This window comes from Candidatus Tisiphia endosymbiont of Nemotelus uliginosus, assembly GCF_964264835.1.
GTDB lineage: Bacteria > Pseudomonadota > Alphaproteobacteria > Rickettsiales > Rickettsiaceae > Tisiphia.
On record NZ_OZ183485.1, the window covers coordinates 986,207 to 1,010,787 of the forward strand.

The 24,581-nt window shown below is 33.2% G+C and carries 15 protein-coding genes; 9 read left to right on the forward strand and 6 right to left on the reverse strand.

What is annotated here, in order from left to right:
* Positions 1 to 116 precede the first annotated feature (116 nt).
* Positions 117 to 488, reverse strand: coding sequence for a cupredoxin domain-containing protein (locus ACFELV_RS04325; protein ID WP_375326909.1), 372 nt, complete (start codon positions 486 to 488; stop codon positions 117 to 119).
* Between the two features lie 251 nt (positions 489 to 739).
* Positions 740 to 2,689, reverse strand: a complete 1,950-nt coding sequence (locus ACFELV_RS04330; protein WP_375327512.1) for a lytic transglycosylase domain-containing protein — start codon at positions 2,687 to 2,689, stop codon at positions 740 to 742.
* 39 nt (positions 2,690 to 2,728) lie between these two features.
* Here ACFELV_RS04330 and ACFELV_RS04335 point away from each other — a divergent pair, with 39 nt between their 5' ends.
* The 7 genes from ACFELV_RS04335 (at position 2,729) to ligA (ending at position 14,012) form a co-directional block, all read left to right on the forward strand.
* Positions 2,729 to 3,667: an ACP S-malonyltransferase gene (locus ACFELV_RS04335; RefSeq protein WP_375326910.1), complete on the forward strand. Its 939-nt coding sequence runs from the start codon at positions 2,729 to 2,731 to the stop codon at positions 3,665 to 3,667.
* Between the two features lie 433 nt (positions 3,668 to 4,100).
* Complete coding sequence (locus ACFELV_RS04340; protein WP_375326911.1) at positions 4,101 to 5,933, forward strand: ribonucleoside-diphosphate reductase subunit alpha; 1,833 nt, start codon at positions 4,101 to 4,103, stop codon at positions 5,931 to 5,933.
* A 281-nt stretch (positions 5,934 to 6,214) separates the two neighbouring features.
* The gene (locus ACFELV_RS04345; protein ID WP_375326912.1) at positions 6,215 to 7,213 is read left to right on the forward strand and encodes a ribonucleotide-diphosphate reductase subunit beta; all 999 of its coding nucleotides are present in this window, start codon (positions 6,215 to 6,217) and stop codon (positions 7,211 to 7,213) included.
* A gap of 54 nt (positions 7,214 to 7,267) precedes the next feature.
* Complete coding sequence (locus ACFELV_RS04350) at positions 7,268 to 8,767, forward strand: Npt1/Npt2 family nucleotide transporter (RefSeq protein ID WP_375326913.1); 1,500 nt, start codon at positions 7,268 to 7,270, stop codon at positions 8,765 to 8,767.
* A 55-nt stretch (positions 8,768 to 8,822) separates the two neighbouring features.
* Positions 8,823 to 10,514 (forward strand): hypothetical protein, encoded by a 1,692-nt coding sequence (locus ACFELV_RS04355; protein WP_375326914.1) that lies wholly within the window; start codon positions 8,823 to 8,825, stop codon positions 10,512 to 10,514.
* A 196-nt stretch (positions 10,515 to 10,710) separates the two neighbouring features.
* Positions 10,711 to 11,724, forward strand: coding sequence for a polyprenyl synthetase family protein (locus tag ACFELV_RS04360; RefSeq protein ID WP_375326915.1), 1,014 nt, complete (start codon positions 10,711 to 10,713; stop codon positions 11,722 to 11,724).
* A gap of 155 nt (positions 11,725 to 11,879) precedes the next feature.
* Complete coding sequence (gene ligA, locus ACFELV_RS04365) at positions 11,880 to 14,012, forward strand: NAD-dependent DNA ligase LigA (RefSeq protein ID WP_375326916.1); 2,133 nt, start codon at positions 11,880 to 11,882, stop codon at positions 14,010 to 14,012.
* Between the two features lie 130 nt (positions 14,013 to 14,142).
* On the opposite strand, the gene ACFELV_RS04370 is transcribed toward ligA, so the two are convergent.
* A complete protein-coding gene (locus ACFELV_RS04370; RefSeq protein ID WP_375326208.1) occupies positions 14,143 to 15,222 on the reverse strand; it encodes an IS4 family transposase in 1,080 nt (359 codons plus the stop codon).
* Between the two features lie 98 nt (positions 15,223 to 15,320).
* Between ACFELV_RS04370 and ACFELV_RS04375 the strand changes: the two genes are divergently transcribed.
* Positions 15,321 to 17,021, forward strand: coding sequence for a PHA/PHB synthase family protein (locus tag ACFELV_RS04375; RefSeq protein ID WP_375326917.1), 1,701 nt, complete (start codon positions 15,321 to 15,323; stop codon positions 17,019 to 17,021).
* A 61-nt stretch (positions 17,022 to 17,082) separates the two neighbouring features.
* Here ACFELV_RS04375 and ACFELV_RS04380 read toward each other — a convergent pair whose 3' ends face one another.
* The 3 genes from ACFELV_RS04380 to ACFELV_RS04390 form a co-directional block, all read right to left on the reverse strand.
* A complete protein-coding gene (locus tag ACFELV_RS04380) occupies positions 17,083 to 20,472 on the reverse strand; it encodes an autotransporter outer membrane beta-barrel domain-containing protein (RefSeq protein WP_375326918.1) in 3,390 nt (1,129 codons plus the stop codon).
* A 291-nt stretch (positions 20,473 to 20,763) separates the two neighbouring features.
* Complete coding sequence (gene lpxB, locus ACFELV_RS04385; RefSeq protein ID WP_375327513.1) at positions 20,764 to 21,942, reverse strand: lipid-A-disaccharide synthase; 1,179 nt, start codon at positions 21,940 to 21,942, stop codon at positions 20,764 to 20,766.
* The gene (locus ACFELV_RS04390) at positions 21,935 to 23,512 is read right to left on the reverse strand and encodes a phosphoethanolamine transferase (protein ID WP_375326919.1); all 1,578 of its coding nucleotides are present in this window, start codon (positions 23,510 to 23,512) and stop codon (positions 21,935 to 21,937) included. Before ACFELV_RS04390 ends, lpxB begins: the two co-directional genes overlap by 8 nt.
* Before the next feature lie 213 nt (positions 23,513 to 23,725).
* Between ACFELV_RS04390 and ruvX the strand changes: the two genes are divergently transcribed.
* Positions 23,726 to 24,193 carry a Holliday junction resolvase RuvX gene (ruvX, locus tag ACFELV_RS04395; protein ID WP_375326920.1) on the forward strand — a complete coding sequence of 156 codons (468 nt, stop codon included), beginning with the start codon at positions 23,726 to 23,728 and terminating at the stop codon, positions 24,191 to 24,193.
* Positions 24,194 to 24,581 lie beyond the last annotated feature (388 nt).

Consider the following 24,581-nt stretch of genomic DNA (forward strand, 5'->3'; position numbering starts at 1 on the left):
TTTTATTACACCAGCAAAATATATCTCACTATTCTGATCCAGAAACTTCTAAGACAATTATGTAGCATATTTTTAATCAGAATAATAGTTTTTAAACTATTCCGCTGATTAACAATTTATTGCACTATTAGTGCTCCTTGTGCTGTATCTTGATTAAAATCTCCAAAAAACTCATATTTACCGGGCGCTAAAGGAGCAAGAATGATATTAATAGAATCATTAGGCATAATAATTTTTTCACGGTGCAAGTCGTGACTTTCAAATTCTTCTACTGTATTATCTTGATTATGCACCACTAAACGAATTTTTGTTCCCTTCGGCACATGAATAATATCTGGGTCAAATCTATGATTCTTTATAACAGTGACTACTTCTACCATCTCAGTACTCGTATTAGTTTTAGTTGACTTATTATAAATCAAAAAAATAAGACCCAATAATAACAAAACAAAGATAGTACATAGTAGGTAAATATTTTTTGTGGGCATTTTAGAACCTTCACTAATTTAAATAGTTGATTTTTACTGAATTAATTCTACTTATAGTTACTTATTATACAAAATGTTATAAAATAATACAATACATAAAAATTACTAAAACTTAATAAATTATTTTAACCTGACAGTTTCATGATAGTAACAAAATATAGTAATACCACTAAACTGACTAGAATAGTTAATAATGCATAACTCTTTTGCTTTTTATTAGATTTTATTTCGTTAGGGTAAGGCATAGGTTTCTAATTTTGACTATTGCGAGATATAAGATCTTGTTTCAACTTTAAATTGGTATTGTTACTTAAAATCGCTCTATAGACCTGTAAATTTTCTAAAACACGCTGTGCATAGTTTCTAGTTTCAGAATAAGGTATTAACTCGATCCAGTCAATTATTTGCCGTAAACTTTTTAAATTTCTTGGATCCCCAAATAAATCAATCCATTTATTAACATTCCGAGGTCCAGCATTATAAGATATAATCGCTAGAAGATATGAATTATTAAATTGCTGTAACATTTCTTTCAGATAATTACTCCCTAACTTAATATTATAATCCGGGTCTAGCGTGAGTTTACGAATATCACATTTATGGCGGATAGCTTTAGCAGTATCACACGCTGTCTGTTCTATAAGCTGCATTAGCCCTCTAGCTTTGGCGGTACTGACCGCATATTGATTAAATACGGATTCCTGCCTTATGATACTATATACTAACGCAGTTTCTATTGGAGCTTTTTGTACTACTGACATGTAGGGAGTAGGAAAAGCGTGATTTTTTATAAAAGTATGACATTGACATGCGACCTTTGCCAGTTCAACTTTATGATAAATGCTACAATTAGGGCCCATTATCTCAGTAATAAGGGCAATTTCAAGAGGCTTTAATGATTTTTCAATCGCGTCTTTAGCATATATTAACCCTAAATCAGGCTGATTATATGTCACGAGATATTTTATTGCTCTTACTACTTCATTATCATTACTTTTACTTCTTCCAGGATTTTTAGGTAAAATGATATGATTTTTTTTAAGCTCGATATTAGCTAACTGGCCATAAAAGCTATAAGAGTATTTAGCTGCCTGATTATAAAACTGAGTCGCTTTATTTTGATCTCCTTTTGCTTCGTAGCTTCTAGCTAACCAATATTGGCCTCTTGATAAACTTAAAGGTTTTTTGGCAATTTTCATAAATGCGTGAAAATGACCTAAAGCAAGATCTGGCTTCTTCAAAAAGCTAAGAGCTAACCACCCACTAAACCACTCTGCCTCTCTTTTTCCTTCTGCATGGGCAGCGATAGGTAAACTAATTATTTGATAACTACTAACAAAATCCTTGTGATCGATAAATTCTCTAGCATAATAATTTTGCAAACGACACCATTCTACTGAACGTATTTTATTTGGCCTTACCTTACGGAATAATTCTATATCCTTACTGGTAGGTGGCTCTTTTTTCTTGGCATCTAAATAGCGAAACAATAAGCCATCAGTATAATACGCTTTTGGCACTTTATGAAAAAGGTCTTCACTTGCCGCAGATTTATTGATAATAGCAATCTGAGCAAGAAAATTTTTCTTATAACCTTCCTTAACATACCGCATATATTTTTTAGCATTCTCAATATTTCCAAGCCACAAATCTGTCTCAATTTTATTTACATAATCTGTTTCTAATAAAATATGTTTAAAACTCTTTAAATATTCACTTTCTTCTATAGAAGAAAACGTACCATAAGCCCACCCTTCTTTAATAATTTTGGCTATTTTCTTGGAATCCTGGGTTAATGCACTACTTGCTAGCGCATAAAATTTGTACCCAGAGCCAGTAGCTGGTTTATGTTGATTAAACCACTCAACAATTAATAACGGTTTCGTATCATAATCTAAATATTGTTCTGCAATCACTTTGAGTTGGTTAACTTGCGGCCAATGAGGATTGGATTGTATAAATTTTATTATTTCTGCAAAACTATTATTTTTATAGTTCAAATCTAAAAATTTTTGGGATAAAATGATTTTAGTTAAGACCACATCCCCACAAGTTGTTGCTAAACTTTCACATTCTTGCCACTCTTTCTTTTCAAGGCACGTAAACACCTCTTTGATTGCATCAATTGCTAACGCTTCTTCTAAAAAGAATAACTTCAAACTAATTAAAATTATTGACAGGATCTTGGAAATTCTCATAATCTATGGTTTACGTTTAAAATTATATTAACATATTACTGTATGAATAGAGCATTTATCTTTCCAGGTCAAGGATCTCAAATTGTTGGCATGGGAAAAGAATTCTATGATAATTTCCGAGTCGCAAGAGAGGTATTTGAAATTTTAGAAGATATCCTTCAAAGAAAGTTAAATCATATTATTTTCAATGGACCAAGTAGTGACTTAACATTAACTACTAATGCGCAACCTGCGCTTATGGCAGTATCTATAGCAATATTAAATGTTATCAAACAACAAACCAATAAACAGCTTAACCAGCTTTGCTCATACGTTGCTGGACATTCTTTAGGGGAATATACGGCCCTTTGCGGGGTAGAAAGTATAAACTTACCAACCACCATTAAATTACTAGCAACACGTAGTCAATCTATGTATGACGCTTATACTGAAGAAGGATCAATGGCAGCTTGTATAGGTGTTGATTTACCGATACTTGAAGAAATAGTCGCTAAGGTACACCATATTGGAGTATGTCAAATAGCCAATGATAATATTGAGGGGCAAATAGTAATTAGCGGAGAATCTAAACCAATAGCACAAGCTATCATTAACTTAAAAGACTTAGGGTATAAGGCAATTAAATTAAATGTTAGCAGCCCTTTTCATTGTGATTTAATGAAAAGAGCTGAGGATATAATGGCTGACACTTTAAAGGAAATACCCATTAATATTCCGACTGTACCTATCATCCAAAATTTTACTGCTCAAATTGTTACTAATCCTATCGAAATAAAGCAAAATCTAGTGCAACAAATTTGTGGTAGAGTCAGATGGCGCCAAACGATCGATGAATTAGCAAAACACCAAATAGAAGAAATCGTTGAAATTGGTTCAAGTCAGGTGCTAACAAGCATGTTAAAAAAAACTAACCATAAATTTAAGCTCACTAATATTTCCAACATTACCGAATTAGAAGAATTTTTGCCAACAATATGCTAATTATGCAAGGGACTATTTTGAGCAGTAGCAAGTCTAGGGACGCATAAATCTTTTAATAATACTTTCTTTAAGAATTATTGTTGCATTTTACCTTAAACTTCACGTATACTACTCATCTCTCAAGAATTAATTTTTCTCCACAGAGCCTAACTTGCATGCCTATTCAATTTAAAATTCAACTCTTAAGATCAAAGCAATATAATGAAAGAAACGCTTAATTTAATTTTGTAAAGATAAAAATGTGTAATAATTAATAATATTTTCATTGAATAAAATACAATTCTCGTATTTACTATGACCACTAGTTTAGGATCACAATATACAAGACGTCCCTCTACTATCCTAATATGTCAGGCAGTTTAGCTCTAGAATGTTATCCTAAATTGGCATAATTAAAGAATCTAAATAATTTGTAAACTGAGTTAATATTCCGATGTCCACTTATACAAACCATAAATTTCATATAAAAGTTGATAAAAAACGTGATGCATTACTTACCAATTTTGGCAAAGCTGTGTTAAAAGACAGGTATTTACTAGAAGGAGAGGATTTCCAAGATTTATTTGCTAGAGTTGCCAGCTACTACGCCGATGATGAAGCACATGCTCAGTTATTATATAACTATATCAGCAAAGTATGGTTTATGCCTGCAACTCCAATTCTGAGTAATGGGGGAACCAACAGGGGACTGCCTATTTCTTGTTTTTTAAATGAAACAGATGATAGTTTAGAAGGAATTGTAAATTTGTGGACTGAAAATGTTTGGCTAGCCTCACGGGGAGGAGGTATAGGGAGTTACTGGGGCAATGTGCGGGCTATTAACGAAAAAATACATGGTAAGGGCAATTCTTCTGGGATTGTGCCCTTTATTAAAGTAGTAGATTCGATGACGCTTGCTATTTCGCAAGGTTCCATCAGACGTGGAAGTGCTGCAATATACTTGCCAATTAACCATCCTGAAATCGAAGAATTTATAGATTTAAGACGACCTACTGGCGGTGATACTAATCGTAAGGCATTAAATATCCACCATGGCATAGCATTAACTGATACATTTATGCAAGCTGTTGAAGATGGCAAAGATTTTCCACTAATTAGTCCGGCTACGGGCGAAGTAATTAGTACTGTTAAAGCACGAGATCTATGGATTAAATTATTAACAACCCGAATAGAAACTGGGGAACCTTATATTATATTTATTGACACTATCAATAAACACATTCCCTTGCATCATCAACAACTTGGTTTGCAAGTAAAAACCTCTAATCTATGTAGCGAAATTACGCTACCTACTGGCAAAGATCATTTAGGTGCTTGCAGAACTGCCGTTTGTTGCTTATCCTCTGTCAATTTAGAATATTTTGAAGAATGGAAAAATGATCAACAATTTATTCCAGCCATAATGCGTTTTTTAGACAATGTGCTGGAAGATTTCATTACTAAAGCACCAGATTCCATGGTACGGGCTAAATACTCCGCAATGCGTGAAAGAAGTATAGGTCTTGGCGTTATGGGTTTCCATTCATTTCTACAATCAAAGGATGTTCCAATAGAATCAGTAATGGCAAAAGTTTGGAATAAACAAATATTTGCGCATATTCAGCAAGAAGCTAATAGAGCTTCAGAAATTCTAGCCAATGAACGGGGCCCCTGCCCTGACGCAGCTGAGGTGGGTAGTCAAGAACGATTTAGTAATAAGACAGCGATTGCCCCTACTGCTTCAATATCTGTTATTGCTGGTAATAGCTCCCCTGGCATTGAACCATATGCTGCTAATAGTTTTGTACAAAAAACTCTTACCGGCTCTTTTAACGTACGCAATAAATACTTAGAAAAAGTCTTAAGCAATAAAGGCTTCAATAACGAACAAGTTTGGTCATCTATTGCCACTCATGAAGGCTCTGTTCAACATCTAACATTTTTATCTGCCCATGAAAAAGAAGTATTTAAAACCGCTTATGAAATTGATCAAAATTGGCTTATTGACCTGGCGGCCGATAGAACCCCTTACATTTCGCAAGCTCAATCCTTAAATATTTTCTTAGCTGGCAATGTAAGTAAAATGTATTTACATAACATCCATTTTACAGCCTGGAAAAAAGGAATAAAAAGCCTCTATTATTGCAGATCAACCTCGATTCAAAGAGCAGATAAGGTATCACACAATATAATAAAAGTAGATTTTGCTGATATTGAAATGGCTAATAAGCAAAATAACGAAGGGTCAAATTCTAACAACTATGATGAATGTTTAGCTTGTCAATAAACTTCCAGCATAAGTCAAAAAAGGTATCGAGATTTTTTGGGAAAACAAAGCTGAGCCAAGTAGCCGTAACATAGACGATTGTTAGGAAACAGCAGGCAAGTTTTGATAATAAAATCACCAACTAGCTCGGTTTATGTAACCTGAAGTTCTATGTAACTTGTTACATCTAATTTTAGAACAATATATAGAAACAATCAGGTTTAAAGCGGTTTTACACATTAATTCTTATATCGAATTGAGGTTATGTAGGAAGTCTAATAAAAAATTAAAAAGGAAATATTATGTCGTTACTTGACGCCAGCCCGATTTACAAGCCCTTTTCTTATGTATGGGCATATGAAGCATGGCATACTCAACAAAAAATTCATTGGCTACCTGAAGAAGTGCCATTAGCTGATGACATCAAAGATTGGAAATATAATCTTACCCCTGGGGAAAAGCACTTACTAACCCAAATATTTCGATTTTTCACGCAAGCTGATATTGAAGTAAATAACTGCTATATGAAACATTATTCTAGAGTATTTAAGCCAACCGAAGTGTTAATGATGTTATCTGCTTTCTCAAATATGGAGACAATTCATATTGCTGCTTATTCTCATTTACTTGATACTGTAGGAATGCCGGAAATTGAGTATCAAGCCTTTCTTAAATATAAAGAAATGAAAGATAAATATGACTATATGCAACGTTTTGGTGTAGAAACTAAACAAGATATAGCTATCACTCTAGCGGTATTTGGCGCATTTACTGAAGGCTTACAATTATTTGCTTCTTTTGCTATTTTACTTAATTTTCCCCGCTTCAATAAAATGAAAGGAATGGGACAAATAATTACTTGGTCAGTACGCGATGAGACATTACATACCGACTCTATTATAATGTTATTCAAGACTTTTATTAGAGAAAATCCTGAAATCTGGACTGAAGCATTACGAAGTCACCTTTATGAAGCTTGTGCTACTATAGTACATTTTGAAGATGCTTTCATTGAATTAGCTTTTGAAGTAGGAGATATTCAAGGATTGACGGCTAGAGAGGTAAGGCAATATATACGTTATATAGCAGATCGTAGACTAATGCAGCTCGGGTTAAAAGAAATTTACCTAGTAGACCATAATCCCCTCCCTTGGCTAGATACAATTTTAAACGGTGTAGAACATACTAATTTCTTTGAAAATAGAGTGACTGAATATACCAAGGCAGCAACTACCGGAACCTGGGACGAGATATTTATTAAGATGGATTCTTATAAAAAAAAGAATACCACCTCATTATAATGCTGGTTGTTTAATATGGTTATTGAGCTTTTAGACAATTTTTGATATAAAATAATGTTCCCATTGAAAAGTATTTCTTCTAAGCTGCAAGAAATTATTTGGCCAATAGAGAAAGAAGAATTAAAGCTTTTTTTGCCTATGGCACTGATGATGCTATGTATTCTCTTTAATTTTGGCGCGCTTCGGTCGGTTAAAGATGGTCTAGTGATCCCTTCTATAGGCGCAGAAGTGATCAGTTTTTTAAAGCTTTGGTTGGTTCTACCCTCTTCTATTATATTTACTATCATATATGTAAGGCTTAGTAACCAAATAAGCTTTGAATATATTTTTTATATAATCATTTCTAGTTTCCTACTTTTTTTCTTAATATTTGCCTATATAATTTACCCTAATCAAGAATATTATCATCCAACAAATGAACAAGTAGAACATTTAATATATTTATATCCTAATTTTAGGTGGTTTATCAAAATCATTGGTAAATGGAGCTATGCTATTATGTATATTTGTTCAGAACTATGGAGTGCCGTGATTATTAACTTAATGTTCTGGCAATTTGCTAATAATATTTTTGATACTAATAAAGCCAAACGCTTTTATCCAATTTTAGGAATGGTAGGCAATATTGGGCTAGTTTTAGCTGGCAACTTATTAGTAATTTGCTCTGATCTAGCTAGCGTTAATCCTAAATTATTATTGATCCCTAATATGCAACATCAATCAGAGATGATGTTAAAGCCTATTATTGCTATAATCGTACTGGCTGGTGTGGTTTCAATGTGTTTATTTAGGTTAATTAATTATATTATTTTAAATGATGCAATACTAAAATATGATTTTAATACTGCAAAAATACAAGCTAAGACTTCTTTATCACTGATAGAAAGTGTTAGAATGGTGATGAAATCAAAATATATGGGACATATAGCTTTATTAATAATTTGTTATGGATTGTTAATTAATATAGTCGAAGGACCCTGGAAGGCTAAAGTAAGAGAGCTCAACCCTAATACTTTAGATTATATAAATTTTATGGGAAGATTTAATATCTGGATGGGAATAACTTGTGTTACTTTTATGATAGTTGGCAGCAATGTAATTAGAAAATTTACCTGGTTAATTTCAGCGTTACTCACCCCTTTAATGTTTTCTATTACTGGCCTATCCTTTTTTATATTTGTTATTTTTTCTGAAGATATAGATTTTGGGATAAAAGACTTTAATCCCATTTATGCTGCTGTTATTATTGGAGGCATACAAAACGTGTTAAGTAAATCAACTAAATATTCATTGTTTGATTCTACTAAAGAAATGGCATATATCCCATTGCCCCTAGAACTGCGCACCAAAGGTAAAGCGGCCGTTGAAGTCATTGGCACCAAATTTGGCAAATCTTTAGGAGCCTTTATACAATCATTTATTTTTATTATAATGCCAACAGCCACATTTGATTCAATAGTTTCTTATTTATTAATAATTTTTATTATTATAGTGTTCCTGTGGTTATGGAATATAGTGCACTTAAACAAAGAATATATCAAATTATGCCATTAACCAAATACCATATAGTGAACTTTCGGTTAACGCAATATCGAAATTATGAGATCCAATGAAAAAAAAATTAATATATATCTCCGCTTTTATTGCTGGCTTGTTTTTATTATATACCATAGTCTGGTTTATAATTACTATTTCTATATCTTACACTATGAACAAACAATATGCCAACAGAAAGCTTAGCACTCAATTAATAACCAACAGCAAGGTAGATTATTATATGCAGTTTTCGCAAGTTTCATGGTACGGCTTTCCTTTTAAGTTAGGTGTTCAGATACATAAGTGGTGCGAAGAGGGTTCAGATATTATCATTGAATTGCACTCACCAATTAAGCTAGGTTATGATTTACTGAAACAATCTGCTTTTATTGAATATTCAGGCAAAGCAATTAGCCAATATAAAAAAACAATTAGTGGTTATGAGCCGATAAAAACAGAATCTGGCACAATATTTAATACTAACAATTATTCTTTAATAATAAAAATTCCTTCTAGTATTAAGTTATTTAAGGTGTTATTACACCAAAGAAACCTATTTGAAATTATTAATTTTATCAAAGAGATCAAATTAAGTTCTAACAAAACTCAAATATTTGATCTATATGATCAGACAAAGATATATGATGAAGATTATACTTCTCTCTCTTTAACCTTTGAGAAAAAGAAATATTATACTAACTTAGCTGATTTTAAAAATAATGTACCGCAAAAACTTAATATTTATTACGCCACCAAAATAATTGAAAGCAACATTATTAACAGAAAACTACCGTCAGGGATATTATTATATCTATTTACCGCCCCTTTTGCCTGTAATATAGAGGGGAAGTTCTATATAAAAACTAATAAGTCATTACTGAATGACGTACCTAAAGACTATGAAATCAATATTATTTCTGCTAAAACTTCAAGCCCAATTCTTGCACTAGATACTACTCTATTATATCGCAATAAAGCGGAGGATAATAACTATGACACTCAACTACAAATTAGCACTAAAATAGATTTAAAACCAGGTTTTTCTGACGCAATCATGTATCATATGCAACATTGGATTCCATATCTACAAACCTCCACTAATAATAAGTTGTGGCTAGAAGAGCTAGTTCATATTAATAATAATCACGAAAAATTTAATTTGGCTGAATTAGAAAATCGTCAATATCTTTTTAACTTAGACATGAATACCCTTTCTAGAGGCAATGATATAACACGAGCACAAATAAATAATTTAAGTTTATTTTCTAATCATACTGGCTTTCGTGCAACTATGAATAGTAAGATAAGTAAGTTGCAAGAATTTGATCTTCATGGCCATATCATGTTAAATAATTATATCAAACCAACGGAGCTTATCGCCCATTACATTCTTAATTTAGGCAAGTTTAAAACGTTTTCAGAGGAAAGTAGAACAGTATATACAGAAACTATCAAGACTTTGCTGAAACTACTTTCAGATTATCCAGATTCTACTTCAGATGATTTAAGTTTTGAATATTCCTTACAGTCCTATAATATTAAAAAAGGAAAAATAGGCACAGTAGAGATTAATAAGGTGGTGCCCTTATATTATTTAACATTATATAATAAAGCGGCTGATCATTTAGGCCCTAATGATTCTTTAGCACAAAGAATGCAAGAATTAGTGCCTGATTTTAATGAGCACCCAGACTTCTTGAAACAATTAATATTCCAACCAATGCGAGAAACAGATAATACAAGCACGCAGGAAACGATTCAATAGAAGACGGATAAGAGTAAATCATTTTATATATGCTCTTCGCCTTTCAAGAGTTGTTTTTGCATTTTATCGGGGTTTGAACTATGCTCACGTACTTGTTGTACGCTCCGCGCACTTTCACCCTGTAAAATAAAATCCAACTCTTGAAAGGCGAAGAGCATACATATAGCCTGCATAATAAATCAAATCAACCTTGAATATGCGGCATTTAACAACAAGTGAGTATACATTGGATATTATCACCACAATACATCAAAACTTAACAATTGAATTGGCTCAATTAAATGAGGTGATTATAAATCGTTTATCCGTCAAAGAAGAACTAGTCACCCTAGTAGGAAAGCACCTACTGGAATCTGGCGGCAAAAGAATTAGACCGCTATTAACTATCTTAACTAGTAAAATGTTCGGGTATAATGGAGACAATAACATAAAACTTGCGGCTGCAGTAGAATTTATCCACGCCGCTACTTTATTGCATGATGATGTAGTAGATGAAAGTAATATGAGACGATCTAAACCTACAGCACACGTTATTTGGGGTAGCAAAGCTAGCATTTTAGTAGGAGATTTTTTATTTAGCCAGGCATTTCAATTGATGGTAGACACCAGTTCTATTAAAGCAATGAGCTCCTTAGCAAAAGCCTCAGCCATTATATCGCAAGGCGAGGTAGCACAACTAGTTAAGTTAAATGAACGAAGAGTTATTGATGAAATAGAATATCAAGAAATTATTCTGGCAAAAACTGCTGAATTATTTGGAGCCTCTTGTGAAGCAGGAGCGCGCATTGCTAATCAACCTGATAATATTTGCAATATTTTACATGATTTTGGTAAAATTTTAGGAAATATTTTTCAGGTTATTGATGACCTATTTGATTATTTAGGAAATAGCGAAATACTTGGTAAAAATATAGGAGATGATTTTTTAGAGGGAAAAGTTACTTTACCATTAATTTTTTTGTATAAACAGCTAGATAGTGATTGGCAAGCAAAAATCTCTCAAATGCTAAAAGCTAATACTAGAACTAAAATGGAATTTAGAGTGGTAAAAGATTTAATGCTACAATATGATATTAGATCCCAAATTATGGAGTATTTAGAACATATGCACTATGCCGTCAATAAGCTACTGAATCAAATTTCCCTCCAAAATATTTATAAAGATCACTTAAAGCTATTAATAGACTTTCTCTTAAATAGATCATATTAAAATGTATATATTGTTGGGATCTCAAGAATTGGATTTTATTTGCCAGGGGCGGGCGCGCAAAACATACACTTAAGTACGTAAGCACGCGAATCCTTGATAAAATAAAAAAACAATTCTTGAAAGCGCAGCAGTATAATACCAAAACTTAATTACATATGAAAGATATCCCCACTAGTATTGAGCATATTTCAGAGCTAGAAGCCAAAGAATGGCTAAAGATGTTAGCAACTGAAATAGAAAAGCATAACAAAGCCTATTATCAATATGATGCACCAATAATTTCTGATGCACAATATGATCAATTATTTAATCTCAATTTACAGATTGAACAGAAATACCCCCATCTAATTCTGCCCAATAGTCCCTCCAAAAAGGTAGGTAGTAGTAACTCTGACAAATTTTCTAAAGTCAAGCATTTAGTGCCAATGTTATCTTTAAGCAATGCCTTTAATAAGGAAGATATAATCGAATTTACCAAAAAAATTCAGAACTTCTTGCGCTTAGAAAATTGCCCTCCTATTTTTTGTGAACCTAAAATTGATGGTTTATCTTTCTCAGCTATTTATGAAGAAGGAAAGCTCAAAATTGCCTCTACGAGAGGGGATGGTTTTATCGGAGAGAATATTACGGAAAATATTAAAACTATTAAATATTTTCCTCATTTACTTACGTCAGCTCCTAAATTATTAGAAATCCGAGGAGAAGTTTATATCAATAAAGAAGATTTTATATTATTAAATCAAACTCAAGAATTATTACAAAAGGATAAATTTGCTAATCCCCGCAATGCAGCTGCTGGCTCACTGAGGCAATTAAATCCTGCTATTACTGCCAGCAGGCCATTAAAATATTTAGTTTATGCCATAGGAGCTACCAATGCAGAAATTGCGTATTCCCAAGATATATTACTACAGAAGCTGAAAGCTCTAGGCTTTATGGTAAATGACCTCCACAAGTTAGCTTATTGCCTAGAGGACATCCTCTCATTCTATGAATATTTAACCAATTTGCGTGAGCAATTACCTTATGAAATTGATGGGGTAGTATATAAGCTCAATGATTTTGCGTTGCAGCAACGTATGGGCTTTATTGCCCGAAGCCCTAGATTTGCTATCGCCCATAAATTTCCAGCCATCGTTGGCCAAACTAAACTAATCAATATTAATGTACAAGTAGGCAGAACAGGAGTATTAACCCCGGTAGCCACGCTAAACCCAGCTTCTATTGGCGGTGTGACAGTATCAAGAGCTACTTTACATAACTATCAGGAAATCATCAAGAAAGATATTCGACTCAATGATTATGTGTTCTTACAAAGAGCCGGCGATGTTATTCCACAAATTATTTCCGTAGATTTCACTAAGCGTCAAAACAACGCACAACAAGTTACTATACCCTCTACTTGTCCTTCTTGTGGATCCCATTTACATTATGAAGACACCATAATAATCCGGTGTGATAATGGTTTAAATTGCCCGGCTCAAAGCTATGAAAGGATTTGCCATTTTGCTTCCAAAAATGCTTTAGATATAGTAGGTTTAGGGAAAAAACAAATAAAGTTCTTACTAGACAAATCTTTAATCACCAACCCAGTGGATATTTTTTATCTACCCCAAAACAATGAAAGAAACTTAGTCAAACTAGAAAATATGTTAGGTTGGGGCAAAAAATCGGTGGAAAACTTATTTAGCAATATTGAAAAATCCCGAACTGTTTCCTTAGATAGATTTATTTATTCCCTAGGAATCAGACATATTGGCCAACAGAATGCTAAATTATTAGCCCTAGAATTTCAAACCTATACTAATTTTATTGTTACTATGGAATCCTTAAGTCGAGGAATATCTGCTATAGATAAGGTGCCAATAGCAACCCCTGGCCAAAATATAGTATATCAACAAAATTATAGAAAATTAAATGACTTAGAAGGAATAGGCGAGAAAACTTTAATAGATATTATTAATTTTTTTGATATTAAGGAGAATAGAGAAATTATTGACAAGCTGAGTAAAATCTTAACAATACAAGAATATAACACGCAACTTCATGCTACTGCTTTAACCGGAAAAATTATAATATTTACTGGCACTTTATTAACTATATCTAGGGCTGAAGCAAAACTACAGGCAGAAAAATTAGGGGCTAAGGTAACTAGCAGTGTTTCTGCTAATACAGATTTGCTCATAGTGGGTGCGCAGGCGGGTAGTAAACTAAAAAAGGCCAAAGAATTAGGGGTGAAAATTATTTATGAAGATGAATGGTTAAGTTTAGTCAACTCTGCCAAGTAAGTCCTACTTTACTTTTAAAGCCCCCTGATTGTTAAAATATCACACAAAACCTTCTTAATACCGATATAGAGTGGTTAAAGTTGCCTTATATAAAATTTTGTAATATGGTAAGTCACATAGTACCCCACACTTATTGTTGAAGTTGAAAGGCATGCATAATGTGTTTTCGTAGTAATGAAAACAACATAGCAGGGGTATCACTTAACGAGTTATAAAAATAATCTTTTATCCAATCAAATCCGTAAGTAAATAATGAGTATAATTTACGACCATGTTTTTTGATCTTTATAGGATAAATTTTGTTCTTAATGTCACCAGCAAGCACGCAAATAGCTAAGGATAAAGATACTATTGCAAATAGTTTTTCCAGCTTTTTTTGATCTGTAATGTGGGTATCTTCAATATTAAATCCAGATGACTTGAGAGACAGAAAAGGTCGCTCAATGCTCCACCTCTGCTTATATGCTAGCAAAGCACATTCACCAATAAGCACATTACTAGCAATAAATAGTTGCTCTCTTTCTAATTGCAAACAAGTTATTTTAATTGCCATACCATTGTAAATTTTGCTTTCTATAGTTTTAGTGTCACCCATTTGCATATCGGCAAAACATTTATTCAACTTCATCTTGCCACCGTTGAAATGCTTGACCTTCTCACTTTTTCTTAGCCTGATAGCAAAAGGTAATTTTTGGATTCCACCCATATATTGCAACCATTCCTCACCAACAAATTCCCGATCGGCAAGGATAAGCTCTATCATTTCCTTAGGTATAATTGTTAAAATTTGCTCAATCAATTTCTTTCTTTCATTAGTAGAAGAGTTGCCTTTTTTATCAAGTAACAACCATGCTATAGGAATTGAAATATTACCATAAACGATAGTTGCAACAAAAAAATTCAAATTTTTAATACCAAATTGCCAGCTGGTTCTATCTATGGCAAGGCTAATTTTACCTGTTAGACAGAGCAATTTAACAATAATTTTCCCTAAACTTATAAAGCACATATTTTGTTCTAAAAGCAAACGCTCAACTTTAACAATCTTGGCATGCAAATTGCCTTTAGAAGCGACATACAGTGCTAATTCTTTGATTCTCACAGTTTTAGCTTTTACTACTGCACAAATTAATTCTGCAAATGTTTTAATTCGTGCTGGGTGCCAATCTAAAAATATGTATAATATTTGGTATAGTGATTGAGAGTCCATTAATACCTCCTGTTGCTTGTTTCTCAGCGGAGATTAGTGACTCTCAGTCACTTATTCAATTTATTATTTTAACCCTCCTGTAAAATCTGTGGGGTACTATGCAAGAAATTATATTATATCTTATGCAAGGTAAAGGCAATATTATCCCTCCTTCACTTATAGATATGGATAAGAATCGTATAATCATGACGAGTATAAGCGAACAAATACTAAAAAATCCAGAAAAATTTTGGCAATTAAATATAGGATATATAGAAAAATTTCGGTCCCTTATTACTAATTCTCTCGATAAATTCATAGGGAAAGCAACTGCCCCCTTATTTTCACCCCATAATAAAGATAGAAGATTTAAAGATTTAGCTTGGGAGAATAGTGCATATTTTGACTTTATCAAACAATTCTATTTGATGTCTTCAGAATGGTTAGAGCAAAATATTGCTCAATATGATTTGCCGCCTGAGCTTAAACAACATCTTGAATTTATGACCTATCAATTTATTAATGCCTTTTCCCCTACAAATTTTGCCTTTGGTAACCCATTAGTTTTAAACGAAATTTTAAAAACCGGCGGACAAAACTTGGTACAAGGCTTGGAAAATCTTCTGACAGATATAAAAAATTCTGACGAAATATTAAATATTAATACTACCGATAAGGAGGCTTTTCTTCTAGGACAAAATATAGCCACTAGTAAAGGCAAAGTTATATTACAAAATAAATTAATGCAATTAATATGTTATGAACCTAAGGACAAAACATATTCTATTCCGTTACTTATGATTTCTCCTTTTATTAATAAATATTACATACTTGACCTATCAAGACATAATTCAATGGTTGCCTTTCTTACCGAGAATAATTTTCAAGTATTCATGATCTCATGGGTTAATCCTGATCAGTTACTGGCTGATATCAGTTTTGAAGATTATTTAAAATTAGGAATTCTAGAATCATGTGAATATTTACTGCAGCTTGGCTATAAAAATATTAATGGGGTTGGATATTGTATTGGGGGCACTTTACTTGCAGCGGCAGTTGCTTATCTTAAAGCTAATAATTTAAATTATCTTAATAGTATTAGTCTGATTACTACTATTTTAGATTTTCAAAACCCAGGTGAATTAGGAATTTTTATCAATGAACCAGCCGTTGCGATAATTGAACAAGAAATGTACTCCAAAGGTTATTTAGATGGTCGTTATTTATCAAATAGCTTTAGCTTATTAAGAGCTAATGATTTAGTATGGTCTTTCTTTGTGAATAATTATTTGCTTGGAAAAACTCCAATGCCTTTTGATTTGCTTTATTGGAACTCTGACCCCACAAATCTACCAGCTGCTATGCACAGCTATTATTTACGTAATATGTATCTGAATAATTTATTAAAAGAACCAAATGGATTAAGGCTACTTGGCACTCCTATTGATCTTAGCAAAATTGACTGTAATTCATTTTTTCTTGCTGCGCAGGAGGATCATATAGCGCCCTGGCAGTCAGTGTATGACGGGATAAAATTATTAAATGGGCATAAAACTTTTTGCTTAACCAGCTCTGGTCACGTGGCTGGAGTGATAAATCCTCCTCTTAATTCTAAATATAATTATAAAACGCATGATGATTTAACTACTACTAGTGAATTATGGTCTGTTAATGCTATAGAGCATCAAGGATCATGGTGGGTTTATTGGTTGACATGGCTCCAAAATAATAGTGGCACTCAATCACCCTCAATAGATTACAATAATGTCAGCGCAATTGAAGAAGCGCCTGGGAGTTATGTCAAAAAAAGGATAATTTAAAACCAGAGAGGATATCAACTCTTCAGGTGCGAGCAATATATCCTCTATTTAGAACAAAAAATTAAAAATTTAAACGTACTTTCAAGCTGCCCTGATGCGCCGCATATTTATTAGCTAAATGAGCGTCATAACCCACACCATATTCTATATTATTAGATTTAGAAGTAATACTTACTCCAAGATTATAAATTGTTTTGACGGTATCATTAACACGACTAAAAGCTTCAGGAGCCCCTTTTAAGGTAGCGATAAATTTACCAGCTTTCCCTCCTACATAATGAGAAAGCATAGCATGCGCTTCCGGTACTATTATCATATTGCTCTTCATATTCATTGAGCTTAATACTCGCATCCCAATAATCCCATCCGCTCTACTACTGCTGCAAGCAGCAATCGTTTTGTTGGAAAATGTTGTACCGGTTTCTGTATAACTATCATCCCGAGATTTGATATAACTCACTCCAGCTACTGGAGTTAGCAATACTGAATTATTGAATACCGCGTTATATCCCATTAATACCTCGCCTCCATAAGCTATGGATTCATAATTAGCCTTAGCAATTTGCTCTCCAAAAGAGAATTTTCTTCGTTCACCTTTAGCAATTTGAGTTGAGCCACAAGACGCCACTCCTTCCAAAAACAGCTTATCAGTAAGTTTTCGTGCTCCATAAACAGATAACATAATAGTATTAGTATTGATTTTATCACCAACTTTTAGGTTTTTATATTTAAGGTTTGACTTAATAACAGAAATAGCCGCACCTAAGGTAAGATTATCATTTGGAGCAACATCTACCCCTCCTATCCCTCCTAATGTCTTTACTGCATATGCAGGACTACTAATGTGTTTTTGTGTCTTATTAGCATGACTATAAATTGGTATAACCCATGCGCCAATGTTTGCTTTTGGCAACCCCTCATCGCCAGCGCCCACTACTATTGATGCCATGTCAGGACGAGTGACCTCATGTAACCTTCCAAGCATTACAGAGTGGCTTGTTGTCACATTCGTTTGATGCAACCTTACTAACGCCTCAACACTGCCAGAAGTATTTTTTACCACCTCTTCTCCACGAGTTTTTGCATCTGCAATCTTACCAATATCAGTCACTAAAGTTAATGCATCTCCTCCTGAAGCACTAACTAAATTCTGGGTATTTTGTAGGTCTGTTGCATCTCCACCTGCTGTGTGTGTATCTCGCTTCACAACTTGTTTTGCATTATTTTCACGTAACAATATCACCTTATTATCTTCCTTTGTATATGACCACTTTGTATAACTTTGCCCCGTTAGTATTAAATCTATATTATTTTCTATATTTTTATTAATCAATATATACTCTTCTGGCTTATCTGAATCTGGTAAAGGCAGGTCATCTTTAACTAACAGAGGCAAGTCTTGATTGGGATCAATAATATTTAATCTGGTCTTTACTTCAATAGAACCAAGCTGCTTATGGTCACTAAGAGTAGTATTAATAATAGTATTAGGTCCCCAATTTGTTTCATTTAACACTAATTTATTAATGCCTAAATTAATAATACCATCAATATTACTGGTACCACTAATATTAATAGTGGCGGCAGTGTTGTCATCATGCTTTAATAGAGTAATGTCATTATCGTTAAAATTAGTGGTATCGGCGTATATGGAACCCCTTAATGTTTGCTCAGCTTGGCGATCAGTAAAATTAACAGCAGCCATCGGGTTGTTCTCCTGACCAATATTACCTAAAATCTTACTCTTCCCTTCAAATACCACTGGATTAGGAGAACGTAAATCATTGGCATTGTAAATATTACCTACTAACTCTACACCATATTTAAGGATTAGCTGACCAGACTGGTCAAGTTTCACAATACCTGCTATTGTTCCGGCGGCAATATAGGTTTTCCTAACATTTGTAATATCAACATAGGTATCGCCGTAGTTAGTGGTATCATTATCTATATTAACTTCTTTTAACTGTTTATCTTTATCTCCTAATCCGTATACTCTCATCTTGTTACCTAGAACAGGGTACTCTGGATCAGCCTGAAAATTCACTGTTCCTATGTGATTTCCGTCAGGTTTTAAAGCAGCATAAAAATTATTAGACTGAACCGTTATCAGCTTGTCATCCGTCAACGCTATATTGATCAAACTATTTGCTTTGCCAATTACCTGCTCCCGCGTAATAGTATGGTTAGCCCCTGATACCCGAATAGTAGGCACCTGACCACTGGGGCTTTCATTCGCAATATTCTTACCATTAAGCGCCGTATCCTTAGGCAAAGTTAAAGTTGAGGCTTGGGTAAAAACAATCTTATTCACTAATAATTCCTTATTACCCGATAACTCAACATCAGCTCCTGCTACTGTCAACTTCTCTATTGGAACTTCCGAGCTGTGCATTGTGGCTGCGTCAAAATTACTGGTACATTTCACCCGCTTTGTATTATTAAATAATATTTCTATATCATTTCCAAGCGTATGCAAATGACTTGTCTGATAATCCCCCTTTATTATCAATTTAGACTTATCATATAATTTTGTCGCGCCAGTAAAATAGGCGTCTCCTTCTACTTGAAATACGCTATCCTCGTTAACCATCAGAGTATTAAGAGGAGTTACTTCGGTACCAATATCTCCCTTAACAATAGCATTATTAGCAGTTATTTGCCCTGGCGTACGGCCTAGCTCTCTGGAGTCACCCTTAATATTCCCTTCTAATTTATAATTATCCGCTAGTATTAACTCTGAACTAGTCCCCATAAATTGAATATCACCTTTCCAATTACCGCTTTTTGTTGTCTCACCCTCAAATAGGTTCAACACCATACCCTTTGTGCTATTTCTCATATCCGCAGTAAGAGATAAATTACCTTGTGCATTGATCACCAAAGAATCAACCGCCTGTAATTTTCCCAAATCCACTACACGTGGTTTTAGTGGTTGATCAGAAGAAAGAGCAAGTTGGACGGGACCTTTTAATCCTGATTTAGTCTCTCCACCAGCTCCTACATCTATATTTGCATTAGCATTTATTGAACCCTGACTAAGTTGCAGCCGGGCTGCAAAAATATCTCCTATAAGATCTACCTTACCTTCAGTAGCAACTTCAACTATAAATTGTTGAGCTCTTTGTTTATTACTTTTCCCTATCAAAGAATGACCTTCAGTAATATGTTCCAACTTACTATTTGGTGCACTCGCTTTCAATATAACTTTCCCTGTTTTATCTTGTTCCCCTCCTAAAGATCCATTTTTAATTAGAAAAGCATTAACATCCTTTGTAGTACTTATAATATAACCATTTTCACTTTGATATAACATCTTCTTCACATTTTCTTGTGCTACATCTATCTCATCTGCCAATACTGATATATTTCCAATTGTTAACATTGATGCTATTGACACACTAGCCAACCAACTACCCTGAAAAGTACTGTTTTTTCCTTTCTGACTCATTATTTTTTCCTATTTTAAGTTAATTTATTAGGCTTGTTTAGCAAACTCCCTATCATTCTCGCATTTAAAGTTTGGACTTTTAGCTTCTGCTCTTAAGCTATAGACTGCTTTTTAGTTGAAGTTATGGTCTCTTACTATTTTAAAGTGATTTTAATAAAATAAGGAGGATTTATGATAACAATTTATTAATAAATTCATTACTTATTAATATTTACATTGAACAAAATGCAAGTCAATTAAATTATGAAAAAACGATAGAATAAAGTAACGATTAGTGGTAATTAGTTAAAATTAAATTTTAGAAAGGTATTCAGTTTTGATGATAGTGGCTGCTATATCGGAGGGAGAATGCATAGAATTAAAACCTAACTCTACTAGAATTTTTTTACTTTCTTTTAATTGTTTATCTATTTGAGCTCTATTATCTAACAATGAGATTAACGCCGCCGCTATTTTCGGGCTAGTACAGTGAAATTGTATTAATTCTGGTAGTATTGCTCTATCGGCTACTATATTAATAATAGAAATATATTTTATTTTTATCAAAAACTTTATTAACCAGTAACTTAATATGTTTAACTTATAAGCAACAACCATAGGAGTATTACATGCAGCTATTTCTAAAGTATTAGTCCCAGATTTAGCTAAAGCAATATCTGAGGCCGCAAAAACCTGTAGACGATTAGTTGAAAAATGGTAATTGAACGCTGAGGACTCTAAGAAAGGTGTTATCAAACTCTGATGGGCTACATCTGCTAAAACAAATATTACTAACAAATTAGGATACTGTCTAGCTACCAGATTGATTGCCTCTACAAAGATAGGCATATGCCTTAGGATTTCCCCCCTACGGCTACCACAAGTAACGGACAAAATTTTGCTATCTAAATCTATAGCATATATTGGCAATTCTTCTCTTAACTGTTTCTTGCTTATTCCTACATAAAAATTTTGTTCTATAATGGGATGGCCAATATACCGGCAATTTAACCCTACTTTTTGGAAATAAGGAGGCTCAAATGGCAATAAAGCAAATAAATAATCATAAACCTTGGCATATTTCAATGCTCTAGAAGGCTTATACGCCCAAACGGATGGGGCAACAATATGAAGAATTTTTAAATGAGGCCTTAACTTTCGAATTTTCTGCACTACTCTATAAGTAAAGCCTGGCGAATCGATAGTAATTAATAAATCGGGCTTCTGGTGATTAATATCCTCTACCACTTGTTTCATTAATTTAGTAATCTTAAAAAGGTGAGGTAATATTTCTGCAAATCCTATCAAACTTATTTGTTGAATAGGAAAAAGGCTTTTCGCCATCCCAGCTTCTTCCATTAATGCACCCCCTACCCCTAAAAAATCAATATTTTCTCCACCTGTTCTATAAAGCTTCTTAAGACTTACTATTAAATGACTTCCTATAAAATCCCCTGAAATTTCTCCAGCAATAAAATATACCTTAACCATTCCGTTGCTTCCCACATAAACTCAAATTTTTATTAATAGCTGTAGATTGTATTCCAGCACAATCCAGTATTGAATGGAATATATAATCATGACTTAACTCAGACCCTAAATAAGTTTTTACCGATTTTACTAGTTCAGGATGCTGCATATTAAATTTATCTGATACCCACACTATCAAAAGTATTGTCGTTTGTTCTGGAATCAACGGACCCCCATGACCGTAATAACCATTTTCCCCTAATGACTCGGCATGATCAGAAACATATATTAAAAAAGCATTCCTATTTTTTAATAACTTGACTAGACTAAATAAAAAAAAGTCTGTATATAGAATAGAATTATCATAATCATTTACTAACCCCTCAATATTACAAGTACTAGGGTCGGATTTAACAATTTGATTACACCCGGGAGTAAATTTTTGAAATTCTTTAGGATATCTCGCAGAATAATTCCAATGGCTTCCTGACATATGCACCACTATCACCTGTTTACCGGTACTAGAATCTAAAAATTTCTCTATATAAGGTAACATTTTTTCATCGTAATCATTCATTTTCAACAAAGTAGATCCTCCTGGCAGCATCACAAACTTAACTTCATCATAAATAGTCGACTGTTTTTTACTTTTTAAATATTGCAGTAAAGTTTGAGTGCCAATCCAATAAGTATTAAAGCCTAAATCAGCAAAAACTGATAAAAAACTTGTTTCCTTTAAACTCTTATCTAGATCTTTACTAGAATATCTAGACATAATAGAAGGAACAGCAATATAGGTATGGTTAGATGAAGCCTGGGCCTTAAATGAAAAAAGATTGGTAATGGTAGTTAAATAGGGGGTAGTATCTTTGGGATAACCATTTATACCTAAATGATCAAATCTTGCAGATTCCCCTATTACCAAAACCACAATAAGATTGTCATCTGCTTTATCAATAAAAGCAAAGTTTTGATTTATATTTTCGTAACCTGCTGCTATTATTTTATTCATAGAAAAATATAAGTAACTATTATGTAAATATTGAATAGGAAAATACTGCGTTAATAATTTAAATTGCGGCGCAATAATGTTAGTAATAGTGATTACAATACACACAAACGACAACAATTTTTGAATAAATAATTTATTATTAGCAAATGAAAAATATTTTATAGAATATATACCTATAAATATACCAACACCTAGCCAAATTAGTAATTTACTACTGGTAATTTCATATAATTCATTTATATGAGTAGATAATAAACTCCCTATCATTTCTTTAGTAGGAGAAATTTTAAAGTAACATAAATAATAACTTGCGAGCGCCCCTGTGATAAATAATAATATCGTTCCTGTTATAAAAATAAGGCGCTGAATAGTTAATCCTAAGAAAATAATGAAAGTAAAGATATAGATATAAACAAAATCCTTGCCTAATTCTAGTACAGCCTTTAAAAAAGTTACTTTATAGTAACCAAATTTATAAGAGAACACGACCATATTAAAGAGCACACAGTAGATAAAAGCCATCATCAAAGATAGAGTAATTAATTCAATATCTAGATACTTACGCAGCACTTTGATCATACGGTTATGTTATAAAAATAGTTATTATGACAGTGATTTTTAACTTTGAACATCTCATGGTTAAACAATATTAGACTTTTTTGAAACCATTTTGAGTCACTAATTAGCATCTCGAGTAGAGTTTTTGAAAGAAGTCGAACAAAAAACAATTCTTGAGAACCACTGAATATACATCACCTATAAATCAATTATATAAATATTAGCCGAGCTCGCATGATTACCAAAACTCTTCTGGAATTTAAAGAACTGTTACAAATTAACAAACCAATTATAGCAATTGACTATGGAATGCGGAAAACTGGTCTTGCTATCTCAGACCCAGGCCAAACTATAGCTATGCCTTTTAATACTATATACCAAACTGATGAAAAAGAAAAAATTAAAACAATTTTAAATCTAGCGACTAGCTATGCAGCTTGTGGAATTGTTATAGGCCTGCCAATTAATATGGATGGCACAGTTAGCAATCAAACAACAATTCTCTTAAAATTTGCTACTATACTAAGCCTTGCCACTACACTCCCAACTTATCTGCAAGATGAAAGACTTTCTTCTAAGGCGGCAAATAGCTTATTAAAATCTCTAGGCTTTACAAGACGGGAACGTAATAATCAAGATGATGCAGTAGCTGCAAGCCTACTATTAGAAACTACTTTAATTTCTATGCAGAAACTTGTTTAGCATTAGCTTGAAGGTCAAGGTGCATAACTATAAAATAGACTTCCTACATAAATCGATCTAGTTGACGATTTTGTCTGACCTTCTAATACCAAATTGCTTTCTTCACATTAGGTCGTCGTATTTCGGGATTCGTCGTGCTCACCTAGATCTACTAGGTTCCGCGCGCCTCACCACTCATATACTCGATGAAAATCAAGAATTGCGTCTGTCGTCTTCAGGGTTCAAGGTAGCAACGTACTAATATGTACTGCTTTTGCTCCTTGACCCTTTGACCCCTGCTACTATCTTGCTACTATCTTGATTTTGATCCTATCGTCTATCAATTCTTCAGGTGCGAGCAGTATATTCCTACTACTGTCTTGAAAGCAACTTGGTATAACAATTAGCC